Here is a 19,531-nt window from a genome sequence, read left to right on the forward strand (position 1 = left end):
AGTACCATCTGCGGCGACATATTGGCCTGGGCCAGCATCGCCACTCCTGCCTGCAGCATGATCTGGTTACGGGTGTAATCAGTCATCTCCTTGGCCATATCCACATCCCTGATACGGGACTCGGAAGCAGCCAGGTTCTCTGCTGCTACCTCCAAGTTATTAATGGTATGCTCCAGCCTGTTCTGCACTGCCCCCAGGGAGGACCTCTGGCCGGAAACCACGTTGATGGCATTATCAATTAAGCCGATAGCAGTATTGGCTCCGTCTACGGTAGAGATATCTATGGAGTCTATGCCCAGGGTCACGGTGTCCATGGCCCCTATGGATATGGAGGTGGTCTGGTTGGCATTGGCGCCGATATGGAAGGTAAATTCCTGTTCATCCATATGGGCTGCGGTAGATATGACCGTAGCAGTAGTATCTTCTGTGGTAGATACAGAAGCAGCAGTTATATTAAATACTACCCCATTAACCGTAGCCACCACATCGGTGTCCGCATCAGTGCCTGAAGCTAAAACAGTAGTCCCATCTGTTATCTCCCAATCAAAGCTGCCGGTGGTCATGCTGGATAGCACTACTTCATAAGTAGCATTAACCATGGAATCCACGTCATCAATAGTAGCAGTAACTGCTTCCGGACTTCCGCTGGCTATAGAGATAGCAGCATCTACATCCACTCCCGACAGCAATGAGCTGGTATTAAATTCAGTGGTTTCCGCAATACGGTCAATTTCTACCAGCAGCTGGCTGGTTTCATTGGCTATATTGGTACGGTCGCTGTCAGTTATGGATCCGTTTGCAGCCTGGACTGCCAGTTCCCTCATCCTGATGAGCAAACTGGATACCTCCTGCAAGGCACCTTCTGCGGTCTGAATCAGGGATATGCCGTCCTGGGCATTTCTCTGGGCCTGGGTTAAACCTCTTATCTGTGCCCTTAGTTTTTCGGATATGCCCAGACCTGCAGCATCATCACTGGCCCGGTTAATCCTCAACCCGGAAGACAGCCTTTCCAGTGACTTGGATCTGGCACTATCGGTTACCCTTAGATTTCGGTTGGCTATTAAAGCCCCTATGTTTTGATTGATACGAAGTGACATTTTAATCTTCCTTTCTTCCTTGAAAATTCACTATAAATACAGGCATCCTTGCCTTTTGTCCTTATATTTTAAGTGGTAGGACATTATTTCCACTTAAATGTTGGTTACATATAATCCCCCCCCTAAATCAAGAAAATTATCCTTTCAATAGTTATATCGGAGAAAATTAATGAAGACTTAAATAAATTTAAAAAAAGAAGAAAGAAATTATAGGTTTTGGGATAATTGTTTTAACCCGTTTTCATCCACTGCTGCTGCCTGCTTGTTCTGCTCAGAGACTTCCCGGTAAAGCTCTTCCCTAAGCACTGTCAATTCTTTGGGGGCAATAACACCAATCTTTACTTTTTCACCCTTAACTTCCAGAATCCTTATTTCGATGTTATCGGCAATTATTATGCTTTCATTTATCTTCCGGGTAAGTACTAACATTCCGCCAATCAAATTGATTTACTTTTGGTTTTAGATTCGCTAAATTTTTTCTGTTTAATCTTTAAAGTTTTAAAAATATAATGCTTAGTGCCATAATCACTCTCAAATAATATTATTTGTTTTCCCAGCATCTTATCCAAGCTAACTATAATAGGACTTAGTAAATTCAAGCTAACCTTACTAATATCCGCAGGTACGGTAGCGATAGTTAAAAATATAATTTCATTTTTCCCAGATTCCAACCCTTTTTTTTGCTCTTTAGTAATATTGGGCTTATAGTCTTCAAAGAAATGCCATGGATCACATACTACAAAAGCCAGGGAAGGGTCATCTATGGACTGTAGCCATTTTAAAGGGGAATCCTGGGCAAAATCCAGTAATATGAATTCTTTATGCTGTTCAAAACCGATAACCCCCTCCAGCAATGTAATTACTTTATCCCGGTGTACTTCAATTTCACCAAAACGAGTAGTATTTATTTTCATAGGTAATTCACCTTTTTTAGGATTTTAACATTTTATTCTATTATTTTAAATAATCCAGCAGACTCGGAGGGAAGATCCGCCCTGCAACATTAAGGGAGGTCATATAAACCATCTCTGCTTTTTTTAAATCCATTATTACCTCTGCTATGTCTATATCCTCCGTTGTAGATATTCTCTTGTCTACCGTCAGCAATGCATTTTCATGCTGGGCCCGGGTAAGGTCCAGGCGATTCACCTTTGAGCCAATCTCTGAATAAATATTTATGATATTGGTTTCTGCCCGGTCTAACTGTAACAGTACTTCATCAGATAGTTTTTCAGTATCCCCGTTTCCCAAAGCCTGCTTTAGGCTTCCTATAACCTCAAACAGGTTAGGATCACCCGATACTGCATTATCCATATTAAATAATCTGGCTCCATCAATATTAATATCCATTGTGGATTCAAATGATATCTCCCGGACCATTACCCCCTGGTCTCCCAGATATTGAACCTGGCCCGTACCCAGGTCTTTGATAAAAGGCCTCTGGTTGGTTTTCAGACCAGAAAAAATATGATTTCCCAAGTGTTGCAGATTAGCATCATTTAGCATCTTTTCTTCCAGCTGTTCCACTTTTAACAGCAGAGAATGTCTTCCTTCCAGGGTTAAAGACTCATTAGCACCTTGAATGCATATATCCCTTAATTCGATCATGGTAGAATTAATCTGGTTTAACGCATTTTCAGTAGTTTCCAACCAGCTGCTTGCCGTGTCTATAGTATCCATATATTTACCATACTGGCTTTTTTTGGTTTTAAATATACTTAGATTTATGGAAGCTACAGGATCATCAGAGGGCTTGCTGATAGTCTTACCGGAAGAAAGCCTCTCCTGGAGGTTCTGCAGTTTGGTTAAATTAGACTGCATGCTGGTGGATATGGAATCAATCAAGCTGTTATAGGTTATTCTCATTATAGTTAACCGGCCCCCATGTCATTGATAATAGTTTCAAATAGCTGGTCCATAGTATTGATTATCCGGGCAGCCGCATTATAGGAATGCTGGAATTTCACCATGTTTACCAGCTCTTCATCCAGGGAAATTCCTGATACGCTTTCCCTTCTGAGGTTAATCTTGTCTATCAATAGCTTGGAATTTTCCTGCTCCCTTTTACACTGCTGAGCTTCAATTCCCATCCTGACTATTAAATTATTATAATAGCTGTCAGTATTGGTAGTATTGCCGTCCAGTAAAGGCTGCTCCCTTAAAGCCAGGATCTGCCTGGCAATTTGATTATCTCCCGGCTGCTCCGGATCAGCAGCAGCTGCAATCAATTCAATATGGTCATAGATCTGCGAATTTACATCTATATCACTGGCCCCGGTGCCGGAAAAAAAATCATACCCGGTAGAGGTCCCATCCAAACCATAGCCGCCGGAATGCAGGTCATTGGTTTGTGATATTATAGTGGATGCCAATTCATCAAGGCTGTCCATAAAATTAGGAAGATAGGAATCCCTGAAATTAATCATGGAATAAAGCTGCCCGTTTCCCAAACTTAAATACCTGTCAGTTCCTTCCCACTTTAAGTTATAGAAGCCTGTTTCAGCACTTAACTCTGCTTCCAGGGGGAAATAACTTTCTCCCCTTACCATTGCAGTTCCGCCTATAAACAGGTCTACCTGGTTATAGGGGGACTGCTTTATTTCTATATTAGCAATACTGCTCAAATTACGGATAAGTACATCCCTTTGATCCAGCAGGTCATTGGCATTATCCCCGTTTATGGTGACCTTTTTTATCAAGCTGTTCAGTTCCTGTATTTGGTGGGCATAATTATTTATGGACTCTACCTTGCCATATATTTCTGTATTTAAATCCTTCCTTACGCTTTGCAGTTTCTGGTAAATGCTTTGAATAAGGTTACATAGGCTCTTGGAGTTCTCCACTAAATTTTTTCGTATAGAATAATTTTCAGGAGAGTTCTCCAAATCTCTCCATGAGTTCCAGTAGGTATCCATCATGCTTCTTAATCCATTGTCAGTAGGTTCTGCAAAAATAGCTTCAATTTGTTCAAATATGCTTAGACTTGTTTCCCATTTGCCCTGATTCTGTAATTCCCCGTTTAACTGTCTTTCAATATAATTATCGTGCAGCCTCCTTATTTCAGTTACCTGCACCCCGGAACCCAGCTGACCGGCAGCAATAGAGCCGTTGAGCTGGGGCAAGCCTTCAGGCTGGCTGGTTTTTAACACTGCTTCCTGCCTGCTGTGCCCTGGAGTATTTATATTGGCAATATTGTGGCCAGCTACCTCCAGAGCCCTTTGGCTGGCTGCCAGTGCCCTTACTCCAATATTAAATCCGAAAAAAGATGAACTCATAACTACAACCTTTTATCTAGCAGGATATTTTTTTTACTATTATCGCCATATTTACCATTACGGACATAAGTTTTTATTTCATACTGGTCCAACATCAAATCCAGAAAAGCCTTAATGCTTTTTCTGCCTTGGTCAATAAGGAAAACATTATTATTGTTAATTTCGCTTATTTGAAGCACCAGTTGTTTTATTCTGTCCTTTTTTCTACCAATTTCTGCATCTTTGCTTTCTTTTCCCAGACCAAGCCTTATTTCCTCCTGTTCCTGGATTGCAGTTATCTTTTGCTGCAGCTCCGCTAATACTGCCTCCAGGCCATCCTCTTGGTTTTGTATCAGTAGATCCCTTTCCCCGGCTACTAATTTCAATATTTCCTCATATATTTTTATTTCCTTATCCAGGCAGCTGCTGAGCTTCTCCACTTTTTCCTTCGCCATTTGTATCCTCCTGGTCTGGCTGCAGGTTCTTCCCATAAGCAGCAGTAAGCTGCTGGTATATGGATTCCCCTATTTTTAAATCTATATTTGCCGATATTTGTAAGGCCAGCTCTTGATTTAACATATCCTGCCACAAACCTCTTTCCAAAGCGTATCCCTGGCCCAGTGATTCTACAGATGACCACATTTCATCTATAAGGAATTTTAAAAAATATCCTTCTATATGATTACTATATTCCCTAATTTTATCTTCACTGGCAGGCCTTACTTCTAAATTGCGGTTATGGCCTATGGCTTGTATGGACATATACTATCACCTCAAATTATTCCTGATCTGCAGCATCTCATCAGTAGTTCTTACTGCCTTGGAATTTATCTCATAAGCCCTCTGGGCAGATATAAGGTTTACCATCTCTTCAATGACATTAACATTGGCCATTTCCTTATATCCCTGCCTTATCTTCCCTGCTGCACCACCGGCCAAGGCTACCCCTGAGCTTTCCGTTTCCAAATAGATATTGCCGGAAATATTTTCCAGTCCGGCAGGATTGGCAAAACGGGTCAGTTCGATCATTCCAATTTCAATGTTTTCTTCCGAATCTATAGGCATAATGGAAACCCTGCCTTCATTATCTATGATTAGCTGGCTATAACTTTGATCTATATTGATGGGTGGCTGCAGCCTGTAACCCTGGGAGGTAACTATATGGCCTTCCCCATCCAGGCGGAAAGATCCATCCCTGGTATAACCGGTAGCACCATCAGGAAGAAGCACGCTAAAAAAACCATCGCCTTCTATGGCCAAGTCCAAAGGATTTTGGGATTCAGCAAACATACCTTGGGTGTGAATCTTGGTGATACCGTCTACTGTAGAGCCTATACCCACAAAAGAGGCCAGGGCTTCCTGGCCTGGGGGTCCATACCAGTAAAGATCCTTAAAATTAATTTCACTTTTTTTAAACCCTGCTGTATTAATGTTAGCTAGATTATTAGAAATTATGTCTACATTCATCTGCTGGTTCATCATGCCCAGTGAAGATATGTAAAGGCTATTCATATATTTCCTCCCCACTAAATATTAGTTTTGCCTACCTGGTTTACCGCTTTGGACAAGGTATCGTCCTGTATCTTTATAATTTTCTGGCTCATCTCAAAGGATCTCATTACCGCAATCATGTCGGTCATTTCCTGGATACCATTTACATTGCTTCCTTCCAAAAAACCCTGCTTTATCTGCAATCCCTGGTCAACACCCTCTGCTTCTGCTTCAGGATTAAAGGTAAAATAGGAGCTATTGGTAACCACCAGCTGTTCTCTGCTGCTAATCCACTGGGTACGGAAACGGTCTATTAATGCTCCATCTACCCTGATATCCCCCTGGTCATCTACTATAAAATCTTCTGGATTAGTAATAGAGATAGCGCCATTTTCACCCATTACCCGGAACCCATCCGAATTTACCAGGAAATCCTGGTAATCAAGGCCAAAGCTTCCATTCTTGGTCAATAGAATGTTTCCCTGATTGTCCTGAACAGTAAAAAAATGTGACCCATCTATGGAAAAATCAAAAGGATTTTCGGTAAACTTCAAGGAACCCTGATTTAAGTCTACTGATATATTCTCCATAATTAATCCCTGGGGCAGGGTACCTATAAACTTCCCCTCATTAAGGGTATTTACCAACATGTCACGATAGCCAATAAAATTTATATCCCTTTTTTTAAAACCAGTAGAATTTATATTGGCCAAGTTATTAGATAAGATATCCATTCTCTTTTGATCCACATTCATCCCTGAAGTGGCCAAATATAGACCTCTAATCAATTTTGAATAAAATAAATATGCTTATAACTAATATATCGGAAGTTTTAGTAAAAAGCTTAAAAGATTAAATTAGAATTTTATCCGGCCCAAAAAGGGTAAAACAGACTGAGCAAAGATATTAGTGACAGGCAGGTGACCGCCTAAAAGAACTTTCCCAGCTGTTTTTTTAGGGCGGCTAAAGACTGCTTATGTATTTGAGACACCCTGGATTCAGTTATGTCCATAACCTGGCCTATCTCCTTGAATGTATTTCCCTTAAAGTAGTATAAGTAAATAACTTTTCGCTGCTGCTGGCTCAATTTCATCAAGGATTTGGTAATGCAGATTTTGTTTTCAATATCATCTACAAAATCAGGGGTAGCGGAGACCATTACTGGATCCTCTATATTACTGTTTCTGTTATTGTGAGCCATGCTTTGCTGGAAATCAGGATCATCTAAGGACATCATGGCATAGCTTGTAGTTTCCTGATCTAAAAGTGCAGTATTTTTTTGTTGATTGGCTTTTGACCTCAGCGACCGTGGCAGCCAGTCTTCCTTCCTCATCTCATCAATTATGGCCCCCCTGATTCTAATACTGGCATAAGTTTCAAATTTAATGCCTCTTTTATGATTATATTTTTCAATAGCATCTACCAAACCCAAAGCGGCATAATTTTTCAAGTCTGAAATATCGATATTATTAGGAAGTTTGCTGTAAATTTTACTTACTACACTTTTTAGGAAAGGGGTGTAGTATTCTATTAATTTACCTCTGCTTTTTTCATCCTTGAAGTTTTTGTAGTATTCCCATAAAGAGTCTATATTTTGGTCCATATAGAAAAGTCTACCTATTTTGTTAACATACGATGTTTAAAGATTATAATATAATTTATATTTATGTCAAATAATTTTTTAATTATATATATAATTTTTGTAAGAATTAATGCTTTATAGTATATAATATTGAATGTATTAATTTATAAAATAACTAATATATTAATACTGTTATTAATACAATATACGGCTTTAAAAAGAAGTTTTAAGGAAAACTAACCTGCCAGATAATTCATTAATTTTTGGTAATCTTGATAGTAGGCAAAATATTTAATTCTGCTTTGCGCAAGCATGTTTAAAACTCCGCTGGTTTTTAGACTTAGCCAGGTTTGGGGTGAAGGCTGATCGTTGAAGATTAGGCAGCAGGATCCCTGCCGCCTATTGATATCTAAAAAATCAGAATGGCACATTTTTATTTCGTTCTCTGTCACTTTAAAATCTCTGCAAATTACTAGGTTTAGCAGCCGTATTGGTTTAGCCCTAATCATATATTTAAACTGTTTGAGATGCCCAGATTTGCCCTGGAGCCGGTAATCCCTGGTAAAACCTTTACCAAGGTTGCTTATCAGAAGTTCAATCTGTTGCTGGAACAATATAGCTTTTCCGCAGTCAGCATAATTTTTTTCAATTTGGGTTCTAAATATATTCCCGAATTCAGTATCCTCTTTTTCAACCTCAGTACCTAGGTTATATATCTTTTGCAGCAACCCCATAATCCGGGCAACACTTTCACCTACTTTTTCCACCGGGGTATTAATACTGATTGCATTGGAAGCCAATTTCCTAAGGCAGGTCCAGGCCTCTTTTAAACCAAAGGATTTAGGGACCGCCTTATCCCTCAATTGGTCTAAAAATACTGCCCCCCGGCCAAAATCAGTAATAGTAATTGCATTCTCGTGGTTAACCTCTAATTGAAGTTCTATAAAATTGCTTTCATTGTCAATAAAGGGTGTTATCAGGACAAAATGAGACTGGTCCAGGGCAAGAAGGCTAAATTCCAGTGAGTTGCCATACCTGGAATTAATATTTCTTTCTATTATTTGTTTTAAGTCCAAATTGGTTAATTTATTTATATCAATCAGCCATTATGTCCTCTAGAAGCCTATTCAATATAGTAACCCTCTTTAGCTCCCTGAAAAATTTTTCCTTCTCCTTGGAACATTTTATGGCCTGATCCAGAATCCTGATAATTTTTCCATAATCATTATCCTGGCTATATATCCTGAATAATAGCTGGTAGGTCCTAAAACTGGCACACCCGCTTTTAGTATTCTGCAGCAGAATTTTTTCCGCTTTGCCATATTTGCCTTGCTCCATAAGTTTTGATGCCTTAGCTTCATTTAACCAGATAACATTTTGGGCTGACATTAACACTTCCTTGCTTAAAACAGTCCATATCCTTATGGACTATATATGACCTTTAATATTTTCCATAAACGGCCGATATAACGAATAGGCCTCTATTATTATTATCGGTTTAAATTTATGGTTTTTAAAATTAAAAAGGCATAAACTATGGAATTTAATAAAAATACTTCTAATTTTCGAAGCTATTTATCCATAGATACCTCCTTTACTGGTAAGCTAAAAGCCAGTGGCATCATCTGTATAGACGGAGAATTTAAAGGTGAGATAGAATCAGATTACAAACTGGTTATCGGGCCCCAGGGTAAAGTAGATGCCAATATCAAAGCTTCGAATATAGTGGTGGAAGGGGATTTGGCCGGAGATATTAATGTTAATGATGAAATAACCATAACCTCTACTGGAAAAGTAGCGGGGATTATCAGAAACAAGCAGGCAGATCTTATTATAGAAAAAGGGGGCATATTTACCGGTAGAAGCGTAGATGGAGAAAATTTACCCCAGGAAACCAAGCTGTTTGCCCTGGACCTGGCCTCTGCAGAAAGATTAAGTGATTATTAATAGATTTGCCCATAATATTCTATTATTTTTTGCCGGGTTTTAAGGGCTTCATCGATAAAATTATCAACATTAGCCCTAAACTCAAGCAGGCTTATCTTTTCTTGGTGATACAGGATGAGGTAAAAGTCTATTTTTCGTTCGGCAATAATGATGGAATGAAGTTGATCTATTAACTCAAATTCCTTCCTGGTTAAATTTTGAAGCTTGCTTAGGTTTATTGCATGAATTCCTTCTATCCTCTCTAATTGATGGCTAATATTATTGGTTTGGCCCTCCTTTATCAAGTCAGATATATTTTCCAGGTACGAAATATTTTCCTTTAGCTCAAAAAAAGCATTTATCAGCAACTGGCTTTTCTGCAATCTTTCTTTCTGGTTTAGTTCCCATTTTTGTTTATCTTGTCTTTTTTGCTGCTTAAAACGGTTAAACAAAATACTACCTGCTACTCCCAGTCCCAATGCTCCTAACCCCGTTATGGTTGTCCATAGCCAGTTCATAGTTATTCCTTTGTGTTTATGTTGCCAGCTTTATGATTGTATATATCAAAAAATAGTTTAACTATGTCCGGGTCAAACTGCAGGCTAGATTGGCTGGATATGATATGGAAGGCTTGCCGTACACTCATCTTCTCCCGGTAAGGCCTGTCGCTGGTAATAGCATCATAAGTATCTGCCAAAGAAATTATCCTGGATGGCAAGGGTATTTGGTTTTGGGCCAGCCCCATAGGGTAACCGCTGCCGTCCCACCTTTCATGATGGTACAGAATATAGGTAGCAGACTTTTTAAGTTTGGGAATATTAGCTATCAGTAAAGCGCCTTTTACCGGGTGCTGCTTTATTTTATCAAATTCTTTTTTATTTAATGCTGAAGGCTTATTTAAAATCTGCTCCGGGATACCGACCTTGCCAATATCATGGAGCATGGCTGCTGTCTTTAAATCTTCAAGCGCCTCCGGGCTAAGGCCTAGCTCCCGGCCCATACACAGGCTAATTTTTTTTACATTGCTTGAATGGCCGCAAGTATAAGGATCCTTTAATTCCAGGAGAGACACCAGTAACTCTAAAATATTAGAATAACTTTGTTGCAGATGTTGATTAGATCTTTCATATTCCAAACACCTGATATGGTAATCAAGGACGTTTGCATAAGCATTGATTATATCTTTAGCTTCCCTGCTGCTGAATTTTCCCTTAACAGCTTGGCCAATTTTCATTGCCACTAGAAAATGGTAACCGCTCCTGGTGATTCCGCCTTTAATAGCAAAGCTGTGAGAATCAATACCCTTTTTATCATCAAAGTAGTTAAAAAGTTTTCTATTTTCTTCCGAATTTAAATAATATATTTCTCTTATATCTAATTTACTTATTAGTTGTTTTAAATTTTTGTTAGTCAGCCAAGGATTATGGATATGCTCTTCTGCCTGTTGCCCCCTTTCTTTTACCAATACCAGATTAGGTGAAACACCATTACCTGTATTAATGGCATCTACCATAATTTGCTGCAAAGGTTTAAAAATTAAGCTTAAGCCCCTAAACAGGGTATCTGTGGCCTGTATAATACTGCCGTTTTCCAGCAGATCCCTGTTCATCTTATTTATATATGATTTTACGTAAACCATTATCATCCTTTTTTATAAGTATCGGCAGTTTGTTTAATTTGCCTTATAGAAAATATTTAATTTTTTTGGCCTGGTAACCGATAACTATTATGAGCATAATTATTTCTGGTCAGGGGAAGTTAAGATTGGGTTTAAGCATATTGGTGGTTAACCATTCTGAAAAAATTAGAAGCCATATTATAAAGTCCCTATATGAAGCAGGGTACTTTGATGCTGATATATGGGAAGCTGGTAATGGAAGCCAAGGACTTAAATTATATCAATCCCATCATATGGATTTGATCCTAACCGGTTGGGGCCAATCCCCCGGGGAAATCATGGATATGATTAAAAACATAAATGGCCCTGGCCATGATTTTCAGACGGTAATCATTATGACTGCCTGCCAGGTAAACACCGGCAAGATGGAAGAAGCTTTACAGCAAGGAGCTCATGATTATTTGTCATACCCCTTCACTCCAGCCCAGCTTAAAATAAAGTTAAGCAAATACTTTTAATATTATTTTCCTTAAACCTAAATAATTGAAACAGGATCCAGAACAAAATCATAGTCTAGCCAAGCAAATACAAAAGCAGGTAAGCAATATAGAGAAACTCCCCCTGCTTCCCAATATAGCCATGAAGATCATGGGCTATATTGATAATGAAGAAACTCCTATAACGGAAATAGCAGATATTATAAGCAAAGACCCCTCTCTGGCTGCTCAAATTTTGAAAGTGGCAAATTCAGCATTTTATGGCTTAAGCCAGAATGTAGGAAACTTAGAAAGGGCTATAGTAATACTGGGGCTAAGGGAGATAAAAAATATAATATTTATGATGTCGGTAATCAGGCTGTTCCCCCAAGATTTATCTCCTGTGTTCAGCAAAGCAAAATTCTTAAAGCACAGCATCTACACAGCCCATACTGCTGAGACACTGGCAAAAGCATTAAAGCAGAATTTCAAATCCAGCCCTTTTTTAGCAGGGTTGTTGCATGATATCGGCAAAATTTTCTTAGAGCAAAATTTTCACCAGGCTTATTCTTCCATATGCCAAAAAACCCAGCAGGAAAAACAGCCCTATCAAATTTTAGAAAAAAGAATTTTAGGAATTGACCATGCAGAAATTGGGGGCATTATAGCTGCCAGCTGGAACTTTCCTCCGGACCTGGTAGAAGCCATAAAACAGCATCATCATAATAACTCTTCACAGCAAAAATTCAGCTCTATTATTTACCAAGCTAATATGCTGGTTAACAGCCGGCAAGATAAAGATAGCCCTACCCCTACCCTTAATTTTTCTGGTTCAGGATTGGAGGCTGCCGGCCTTAATGTCAAAGATGTAATTGAGCAAATTGACTATCAGCTGGAAAAAAGCAATTACCTGTTGGAATTATTCGCTCAGCAGGAAAATCTTTAAAGGCAAACCTAAGGTGCCCTATTTTAAAACCCCTATTAGAGGACTATAATAGAAGAAAAATTAGTTAAACCAACCCGGCCCAAAAAACATGACCAAGCTTTTATGCAAGCTAATTTTTCTGCTGGCAATAATGCTGACCTTTTTGGCCTGGGGCTGCAGGGGTACTGATACTGAACCAACCGCTTCCCCTGCCGCTCCCCTTCCCCCCGATGAAGCCTACTGCCTTAGCTTTAGCCAGGATATTGCCTATGTGGGCCACTCCCTTAAGGGATTCCAGATATTTGATATAAGCCAGCCGGATAATCCCCGACTGATATCGGAACTGGCCCTTACCGGTGATCCCATGGATATTGCCATAAGGGACAATTATGCCCTGGTGGCCAGCGGTTATTACGGTTTACAAATAATTGATATCAGGCAGCAGGATAAACCATCGCTGGCGGGCAGCTACCAGCCGGGGAGCAGTAACGCTTATGCCAGCAGCCTGGTCCTGTTACCGGATATGGTCATGATGGCTACCGGCATGGAGGGGCTAGAATTTGTGGATATTGAAGATCCACTTAAGCCTAAACCGGCGCATACCCTCAGCCCTCCAGCTGACGGGGCCATTACTTCAATTACCCTAAAAGACCAATTTGCTTTCATAGCTGATGACCGGTCAGGTCTAATCATAGCAGATATTTCTGACCCTCACAGGCCCCAATTGCTTTCCGTAACCAAAACCCCGGGCACCGTAGAAGACATTGCCCTGGATGAAACAGGGCAAATGGCATTTATAGCAGATTACAGGGCGGGGCTTCTGCTGCTGGATATATCTGATTTGTCCCATCCCCGGATTTTGGGAAATTATGATGGCATGGATCTAGCGGTAGCAGTAGCTTACAGCCAAGATAAGGCCTGGGTGGCTGATTACAAGCAGGGGCTGGTGGTTATTGATATCAGTGATCCCCAAAATCCAAGGCGGGACCATGCAGAAGATACCGGTAAGACCAATGATATCAAAATCTATAATGGTTATGCCTTTTGCGCCTGCCAGGAAGGGCTGCTTTCCTTTAGCCTCAATTAAACCTGCCTTAAAGCAAATTTTGACAACCAGGGTTCAATTACTTACAATAAAGTTCACTTTTTATAAAACAGCTTACGGAAAGATTGTGGATAAAACTGATTTCATAAGGGAAATAATAAGGGAAGATTTAAAAAAGGGGAAAATAGGCCAGGTACAAACACGTTTTCCGCCTGAACCCAACGGTTACCTACATATAGGCCATGCCAAGGCCATTTGCCTTAATTTTGGGCTGGCCCGGGAATTTGGGGGGAAATGCAATTTAAGGTTTGATGACACCAACCCTACCAAGGAAGAGGAAGAATATATACAATCAATAAAAAAAGACATAAGTTGGCTGGGCTTTGACTGGGAAGACCGTGAATACTATGCCTCCGATTATTTTTCCCAGCTTTATGAATATGCAGTTAGGTTAATAAAAAAGGGCAAAGCCTATGTGTGCGACCTTAACGCTGAACAGATAAGGCAGTACCGGGGAACTTTAACCCAGGCCGGCCGGGAAAGTCCTTACCGCAACCGCAGCATAGAGGAAAATTTAGAGCTGTTTGAACAGATGAGGCAGGGTAAATTCCCTGATGGGTCCAGGGTTTTGAGGGCAAAGATTGATATGTCTTCCCCCAACCTGAATTTAAGAGACCCCATAATGTACAGGATACTAATTCGGCCCCATCTCCGGACCCAAAACCAGTGGTGCATATACCCTACTTATGATTGGGCCCATGGCCAGTCAGACTCCATAGAAAAAATTACTCATTCCATCTGTACCCTGGAATTTGAAGACCACCGCCCCCTTTATGACTGGTTTATAGACCAATTAGGCATCCACCATCCCCAGCAGATAGAGTTTGCCCGGCTCAATATTACCTATACCATAATGAGTAAAAGAATGCTAAAAGCTTTAGTGGAGCAAAAATTGGTTAGCGGTTGGGATGATCCCCGTATGCCTACCCTCAGCGGTATGCGCAGAAGGGGTTACAGCCCCGGGGCTATCCGTAACTTTTGTGATGCCATCGGGGTGGCCAAATCGGAAAGCACCATAGAAATAGAATACCTGGAACATTTTGTAAGAGATGAGCTTAACCAAACCGCTCCCCGGGTAATGGGGGTATTAAATCCAGTTAAGGTGATTATAGATAACTACCCCTCCGGCAAGGAGGAGCTCTTAACTGCCATTAATAATCCTGAAGATCCCAAAGCGGGAACCAGGCAAATTCCTTTTTCCAGGGTCCTTTATATTGAAAGGGAAGATTTTATGGAAGATCCCCCCAAAAAATTCTACCGGCTGGCTCCCGGCAGGGAGATCAGGTTAAGGTACGCCTACTTTGTAACTTGTGTAGGAGTAACCAAGGATAAAGAGGGAACCATAACTGAGATACATTGCACCTATGATCCTGCTACCAAGGGCGGGGATGCTCCTGACGGCAGAAAGGTAAAAGCTACCATACACTGGGTTTCTGCCTCCCATGCCATAGAGGGCCAGATAAGGCTTTACGGTAAGCTGTTTACCAGGGAAGACCCCCAGGAAATAGCGCAGAGTGATGATTTTATCAGCAACTTCAACCACGACTCTTTACAGGTTCTTAGCAGCGCCAAGCTAGAGCCTTCCCTTAAACAGGCTAAGCCTGGCCAGGTATACCAGCTGGAAAGAATAGGCTACTTTTATGTGGATCAGGATAGCAGCCTGGATAAACTGGTGCTGAACCGGACGGTTAGCCTAAAGGATCAATGGGCTAAAATAAGGAAAGGCCAGTAGTTTTACTAAAAACAGAACCCGGTATATGCTATTTTTTTACACATTTATAAATAATTATTCTTTTTAAGTACTTTTAAGATATGGCCAACTGCTTCTTTGGGGCTGTCCACTACCTTGTATAATTCCTTATCTTCCGGGCTTATGGTGCAGTACTGTTCCAGCAGGCACTCATTGATCCAGCTATCGATCCGGCTCCAATACTGGTTTCCGAAAAGTGCAATGGGAAAGTGTTCTATCTTACCGGTCTGGGCCAGGGTAAGGGCTTCAAATAATTCATCCAGGGTACCATATCCCCCAGGGAAAATAATATAACCTATGGAATATTTAACAAACATCATCTTCCGCACAAAGAAATACCTGAATTCCATGGAAATAGTCTGGTAGGGGTTTGCTTCCTGCTCATAAGGAAGTTCAATATTGGCTCCAATTGATTGGCCCCCGGCCTCAAAAGCCCCTTTATTAGCGGCCTCCATAATGCCGGGGCCACCCCCTGTTATTACCCCCAGTCCCTTCTGGGCCAGTAAGGTTCCTGTTTCTACTGCAGCCTGGTAATATTCATTATCAGGCTGGGTACGGGCAGAACCAAAAACAGAAATACAAGGCCCTATGCCGGCCAGCGCATCAAAACCTTCCACAAATTCCCCCTGTATGCGCAACACTCTCCAGGGATCAGAATCTATAAACAAGTCGTCTTTGCTGCTGGGCGGCTGTAAAAGCTTTTTGTCCGAATGTTCAGGTATATATTTTTTTTTCATATTAGATTTCATTCTCCTTTAACCTATTAGCAATAACTTTCCGTTTATCACTGCAGTAATCGGCTTCTTGAATTTTTAAACGAAAAGCATTACCTTATATATTATAATATTTTGTAATTATCCTCTATTTATAAAAAATGTGCTGTGTCATTTCTGCGGCAATACTTATAGGCCCCCGTATAGCCCTGCTGGTTTGGTGGCTAATTAATCCACTGTTATTTGCCTATGCATTCCATCACTGGTTCTGGCCCCTGCTGTTTGCCTTGTTTGCCCCCTTTACCATGATATTTTACCTGCTGGCCTGGCATATGAGCCCCGGGGTGGCAGGAATGGAATGGCTGCTTATAGGGCTGGGGGTAATCCTTGACCTGTCCTCCTATGGAGGGAGCCGTTACTCCAGGCACAGATGATTTTCAGCCATTGTCGCCAATTGTCAATCCACAAACAGGTTATGGGAAGAAAATCTGCCATCAGTGGTCAGGTTAACTCCCAATCTTTTTAACCCAACGTCATCACCAGGCGTAGGTATGTGGGTCATGTGCATTTCACAATTTCTTAAACAGGCAAGCTTATCCATGGCCAGCTCAGCAGTATGGTTGGTAGTAGAGCTGATGGATAAGGCAATTAAAGTTTCCTGCAGATCCAAGCTTTCAGAATCAGACCTGAAAGTACCTTTTTTTAGCTTGGCTATCTGGCCAATAACCTGGGGGGAAAGCAGGTATATTTCATCGGGGATATGGGCCAGGACTTTAATGGCATTTAGCACCACGCTGGAAGCAGCATGCATCAGTTTGGAATTTTTTCCGGTAATGATACTGCCATCAGTCAACTCTATGGCAGCTCCTACATAGATACCTCCATGGCCTTTGCCCTTGGCTTCTGCTTCTTCAGCACTTTGCCTGGCTACTACCACCACTTTCCTATCCGTTATTTTTACCCCCAGCTCTTCCATTAACAGCTTTACCCTGTCCACCGTTTCCTTTCGTTCGATGCCCAGGATAACTTCACTGTTATACCTGAAATAACGGCGTATAAGCTCCTGCTTGGCTGCCTTTTGCACTATTTGGTCATCCACAATTCCAGTACTGGCCTGGTTTACACCCATATCGGTAGGAGAATTGTAAAGGGGGAGGTTTGCCTTCTTTGCATCTACAATCCTTTTAATAATAAGCTGCAGTATCGGGAAACTTTCCACATCCCTATTGTAGTTTATGGCTACTTTCTGGTAACGGTTTAAATGGAAAGGATCCACCAGGTTAAAATCCTGTATATCAGCAGTAGCCGCTTCATAGGCCACATTAACCGGGTGCTTTAAAGGTAAATCCCAAATAGGGAAAGTTTCAAACTTGGCATAGCCGGCATTAATACCCCGCAAATGGTCATGGTACATCTGAGACAGGCAGGTTGATAGCTTGCCGCTGTTGGGGCCGGGAGCGGTTACTACCACTATGGGCTTATCAGTTTGGATATAATCATTTTTGCCAAAACCCTGGTCGCTGCAAATATTATCAATATCGGTAGGGTATCCTTCTATACTATAATGGAAATAAGCCTTTACTTTCCTGGCCTCTAATTTGTTCTTAAACATAGCGGCGGCAGATTGACCGTCAAAACGGGTAATAACTACTGCCAGAATATCCAATCCCCATTTCCTTAACTCATCTATAAGCTTGAAAGTAGCCGCATCATAGGTAATGCCAAAGTCACCCCTTACCCTGCCCGTTTCTATATCCTGGGCATAAATGCACAATATTATATTTATTTTATCCTTAAGGGATTGCAGCAGCCTCATTTTAACATTGGGATCATAACCAGGAAGAACCCTGGCAGCATGAAAATCGTGGCAGAGTTTTCCACCAAATTCAAGGTAAAGTTTATTGTCAAATTTTTTTACCCGGTCCAGTATGGCTTTGGTCTGTTCCTTTAAATACCTGCTGTTGTCAAACCCCTCGCCCTTGCTCAATTTACACCGTCCCTATCATTTAATTTTAATGGTTTAAACCATATTAAACATTAAACAAAACCGGTTTTATTTGCAAGCAGCAATATGCCAACCTGCTAAGGCTATTTACGCCATATTCAGCAGTAACACGGGGCCTGGTCCTGATTACTGCTGAATGAACATTGCTATTAACATAAAGAATATCAGATGTTACAATTGGATTATTATAATTTATACCAACTACTTTGCTTAACATCATAATAGGGATATTTTTTATTCTTCATGGCCTGGTCCATGCTGTCATGATTATCCCCTCCCGGGATACGCCCGGTAAAGGGATAGCTAATTTTTATACCGGCTTTTCTAAGACTAAAATATTGAACAAACTTAACCTGTCGCTTAAAACCAAAAGAATCATAGCGGTCACTTTTTCACTTGCTGCCCTGGCAGGTTTCTTGGTTTCAGCTTTTGCCGTGTTTACTGGCAGCTTTCCCATGCCTATTTTTTTGGCTGCAACCATAGCGGCAGCATCCTTGTCTACCTTGCTCATTATATTTTTCTGGCACCCTTATCTTACGGTAGGATTAATTATCAACCTGGCAATCCTGGTACTTGTCCCCTGGTGGGGAGCCCGGTTATTTATATAATAATTCATTAAATATTTTTTTAAATCCCATTGGTAAAAACTTCGATTTTCTAATATTAAATTTTCTGTTAATATCACCTTAAAACTATAATTTAGGTATTAACATGCATCAGCATCAACATCAAGATAAAGCAGCCAGCAATATAAAGGTGGCCTTTTTTTTAAATCTGGGTTTTACCATAGTGGAAATAATCGGAGGCCTGTGGACCAACAGCCTGGCTATAGCTTCTGATGCCCTGCATGATTTAGGCGACAGCCTGTCTTTAGGCCTTTCCTGGATTCTGGAAAGATATTCCCAGAAAAAAAATGACGCCAGGTACAGTTATGGATATAAGAGGTTTTCTTTACTGGCGGCCCTAATAAATGCTGTAATTCTATCTGCGGGATCCCTGTTTATATTATACCAGGCAGCCATACGCATATTTAATCCCCAGCCCATACATGCCCAGGGTATGATTTATTTCGCCCTGGGAGGAATAGTGGTAAACGGCCTGGCGGTACTAAAGGTAAAAAAAGGTAAAACCTTAAATGAGCGAATCATATTCTTCCACCTTTTGGAAGACGTCCTGGGCTGGGTAGCTGTGCTGATAATAAGTATAGTTATGTTGTTTAAAGATATTCCAGTGCTGGATCCCATATTGTCTGCAGCTATTGCTGTATATATCCTTTACAATGTAGTAAAAAATTTAAGGAAAACCACTTTGGTGTTTATGCAAGCGGTGCCTGAAGGAATTAATATTGAGGAGATAGACTCAAAAATAATGCAGATAGACCAGGTCATAGATGTTCACCATACCCATATCTGGTCCATAGACAGCTTAAGCCACGTCTTAACCACTCATATAGTAGTAGAAGATGTAGTAAATATAGATCAGTTGTCAGAGATTAAAAACCGTATAAAAGACATATTAAAACCCCTGGGGCTGGAGCACGTAACTTTGGAGATTGAGCGAAAGAGTGAAACCTGCAGCTTAAGGGATAA

At 40.8% G+C, this 19,531-nt stretch carries 24 protein-coding genes; 8 read left to right on the plus strand and 16 right to left on the minus strand.

Going from position 1 to position 19,531, the window contains the following annotated elements:
• The 12 genes from PHN32_07830 to PHN32_07885 all read right to left on the minus strand — a co-directional run.
• Positions 1–1,097 (minus strand): flagellin (locus PHN32_07830; GenBank protein ID MDD3777497.1); only part of this gene is annotated, 1,097 nt, incomplete at its 3' end.
• Between the two features lie 207 nt (positions 1,098–1,304).
• Positions 1,305–1,526: a carbon storage regulator CsrA gene (gene csrA, locus PHN32_07835; GenBank protein ID MDD3777498.1), complete on the minus strand. Its 222-nt coding sequence runs from the start codon at positions 1,524–1,526 to the stop codon at positions 1,305–1,307.
• Between the two features lie 8 nt (positions 1,527–1,534).
• On the minus strand, positions 1,535–2,011 hold the full coding sequence (locus PHN32_07840; GenBank protein MDD3777499.1) for a flagellar assembly protein FliW: 477 nt from the start codon (positions 2,009–2,011) through the stop codon (positions 1,535–1,537).
• Between the two features lie 40 nt (positions 2,012–2,051).
• A complete protein-coding gene (gene flgL, locus PHN32_07845; GenBank protein MDD3777500.1) occupies positions 2,052–2,963 on the minus strand; it encodes a flagellar hook-associated protein FlgL in 912 nt (303 codons plus the stop codon).
• A gap of 5 nt (positions 2,964–2,968) precedes the next feature.
• A complete protein-coding gene (gene flgK / locus PHN32_07850; protein MDD3777501.1) occupies positions 2,969–4,372 on the minus strand; it encodes a flagellar hook-associated protein FlgK in 1,404 nt (467 codons plus the stop codon).
• Between the two features lie 2 nt (positions 4,373–4,374).
• Positions 4,375–4,806, minus strand: coding sequence for a flagellar export chaperone FlgN (flgN, locus tag PHN32_07855; GenBank protein MDD3777502.1), 432 nt, complete (start codon positions 4,804–4,806; stop codon positions 4,375–4,377).
• Positions 4,763–5,113, minus strand: a complete 351-nt coding sequence (locus PHN32_07860) for a hypothetical protein (protein MDD3777503.1) — start codon at positions 5,111–5,113, stop codon at positions 4,763–4,765. The genes flgN and PHN32_07860 overlap by 44 nt, the downstream gene beginning before the upstream one ends.
• Before the next feature lie 6 nt (positions 5,114–5,119).
• A complete protein-coding gene (gene flgG, locus PHN32_07865; GenBank protein ID MDD3777504.1) occupies positions 5,120–5,863 on the minus strand; it encodes a flagellar basal-body rod protein FlgG in 744 nt (247 codons plus the stop codon).
• A 14-nt stretch (positions 5,864–5,877) separates the two neighbouring features.
• Positions 5,878–6,612, minus strand: a complete 735-nt coding sequence (locus PHN32_07870) for a flagellar hook-basal body protein (protein MDD3777505.1) — start codon at positions 6,610–6,612, stop codon at positions 5,878–5,880.
• A gap of 158 nt (positions 6,613–6,770) precedes the next feature.
• Entirely contained in the window at positions 6,771–7,445 is a 675-nt protein-coding gene (locus tag PHN32_07875; protein ID MDD3777506.1) for a sigma-70 family RNA polymerase sigma factor, read from the minus strand.
• A 215-nt stretch (positions 7,446–7,660) separates the two neighbouring features.
• On the minus strand, positions 7,661–8,500 hold the full coding sequence (locus PHN32_07880) for a hypothetical protein (protein MDD3777507.1): 840 nt from the start codon (positions 8,498–8,500) through the stop codon (positions 7,661–7,663).
• Between the two features lie 19 nt (positions 8,501–8,519).
• Positions 8,520–8,813, minus strand: a complete 294-nt coding sequence (locus PHN32_07885; protein MDD3777508.1) for a hypothetical protein — start codon at positions 8,811–8,813, stop codon at positions 8,520–8,522.
• A 147-nt stretch (positions 8,814–8,960) separates the two neighbouring features.
• Between PHN32_07885 and PHN32_07890 the strand changes: the two genes are divergently transcribed.
• The gene (locus PHN32_07890; GenBank protein MDD3777509.1) at positions 8,961–9,371 is read left to right on the plus strand and encodes a polymer-forming cytoskeletal protein; all 411 of its coding nucleotides are present in this window, start codon (positions 8,961–8,963) and stop codon (positions 9,369–9,371) included.
• Here the strand turns inward: PHN32_07890 and PHN32_07895 are convergent.
• Both PHN32_07895 and PHN32_07900 read right to left on the minus strand, forming a co-directional pair.
• On the minus strand, positions 9,368–9,868 hold the full coding sequence (locus PHN32_07895) for a hypothetical protein (protein MDD3777510.1): 501 nt from the start codon (positions 9,866–9,868) through the stop codon (positions 9,368–9,370). The genes PHN32_07890 and PHN32_07895 overlap by 4 nt on opposite strands.
• 2 nt (positions 9,869–9,870) lie before the next feature.
• Positions 9,871–10,989: an HD-GYP domain-containing protein gene (locus PHN32_07900; protein MDD3777511.1), complete on the minus strand. Its 1,119-nt coding sequence runs from the start codon at positions 10,987–10,989 to the stop codon at positions 9,871–9,873.
• A 125-nt stretch (positions 10,990–11,114) separates the two neighbouring features.
• Between PHN32_07900 and PHN32_07905 the strand changes: the two genes are divergently transcribed.
• The 4 genes from PHN32_07905 (at position 11,115) to PHN32_07920 (ending at position 15,206) form a co-directional block, all read left to right on the plus strand.
• Positions 11,115–11,486 (plus strand): response regulator, encoded by a 372-nt coding sequence (locus PHN32_07905; protein ID MDD3777512.1) that lies wholly within the window; start codon positions 11,115–11,117, stop codon positions 11,484–11,486.
• A 25-nt stretch (positions 11,487–11,511) separates the two neighbouring features.
• Positions 11,512–12,390: an HDOD domain-containing protein gene (locus PHN32_07910; GenBank protein MDD3777513.1), complete on the plus strand. Its 879-nt coding sequence runs from the start codon at positions 11,512–11,514 to the stop codon at positions 12,388–12,390.
• An 88-nt stretch (positions 12,391–12,478) separates the two neighbouring features.
• A complete protein-coding gene (locus PHN32_07915; GenBank protein ID MDD3777514.1) occupies positions 12,479–13,456 on the plus strand; it encodes a hypothetical protein in 978 nt (325 codons plus the stop codon).
• An 85-nt stretch (positions 13,457–13,541) separates the two neighbouring features.
• Entirely contained in the window at positions 13,542–15,206 is a 1,665-nt protein-coding gene (locus PHN32_07920) for a glutamine--tRNA ligase/YqeY domain fusion protein (GenBank protein ID MDD3777515.1), read from the plus strand.
• Between the two features lie 44 nt (positions 15,207–15,250).
• Here PHN32_07920 and PHN32_07925 read toward each other — a convergent pair whose 3' ends face one another.
• Positions 15,251–15,961 (minus strand): TIGR00730 family Rossman fold protein, encoded by a 711-nt coding sequence (locus PHN32_07925; GenBank protein ID MDD3777516.1) that lies wholly within the window; start codon positions 15,959–15,961, stop codon positions 15,251–15,253.
• A gap of 137 nt (positions 15,962–16,098) precedes the next feature.
• On the opposite strand from PHN32_07925, the gene PHN32_07930 reads away from it, so the two are divergent.
• Positions 16,099–16,371 carry a hypothetical protein gene (locus PHN32_07930; GenBank protein ID MDD3777517.1) on the plus strand — a complete coding sequence of 91 codons (273 nt, stop codon included), beginning with the start codon at positions 16,099–16,101 and terminating at the stop codon, positions 16,369–16,371.
• A 23-nt stretch (positions 16,372–16,394) separates the two neighbouring features.
• On the opposite strand, the gene PHN32_07935 is transcribed toward PHN32_07930, so the two are convergent.
• Positions 16,395–17,924, minus strand: a complete 1,530-nt coding sequence (locus PHN32_07935; GenBank protein ID MDD3777518.1) for a DUF1846 domain-containing protein — start codon at positions 17,922–17,924, stop codon at positions 16,395–16,397.
• Between the two features lie 224 nt (positions 17,925–18,148).
• On the opposite strand from PHN32_07935, the gene PHN32_07940 reads away from it, so the two are divergent.
• Together PHN32_07940 and PHN32_07945 are read left to right on the plus strand one after the other, a co-directional pair.
• Positions 18,149–18,550 (plus strand): hypothetical protein, encoded by a 402-nt coding sequence (locus PHN32_07940; GenBank protein ID MDD3777519.1) that lies wholly within the window; start codon positions 18,149–18,151, stop codon positions 18,548–18,550.
• Between the two features lie 103 nt (positions 18,551–18,653).
• Positions 18,654–19,531 (plus strand): cation diffusion facilitator family transporter (locus PHN32_07945; GenBank protein MDD3777520.1); only part of this gene is annotated, 878 nt, incomplete at its 3' end.

The sequence above is a fragment of the Actinomycetota bacterium genome, from assembly GCA_028698215.1.
Lineage (GTDB): Bacteria > Actinomycetota > Humimicrobiia > Humimicrobiales > Humimicrobiaceae > Halolacustris.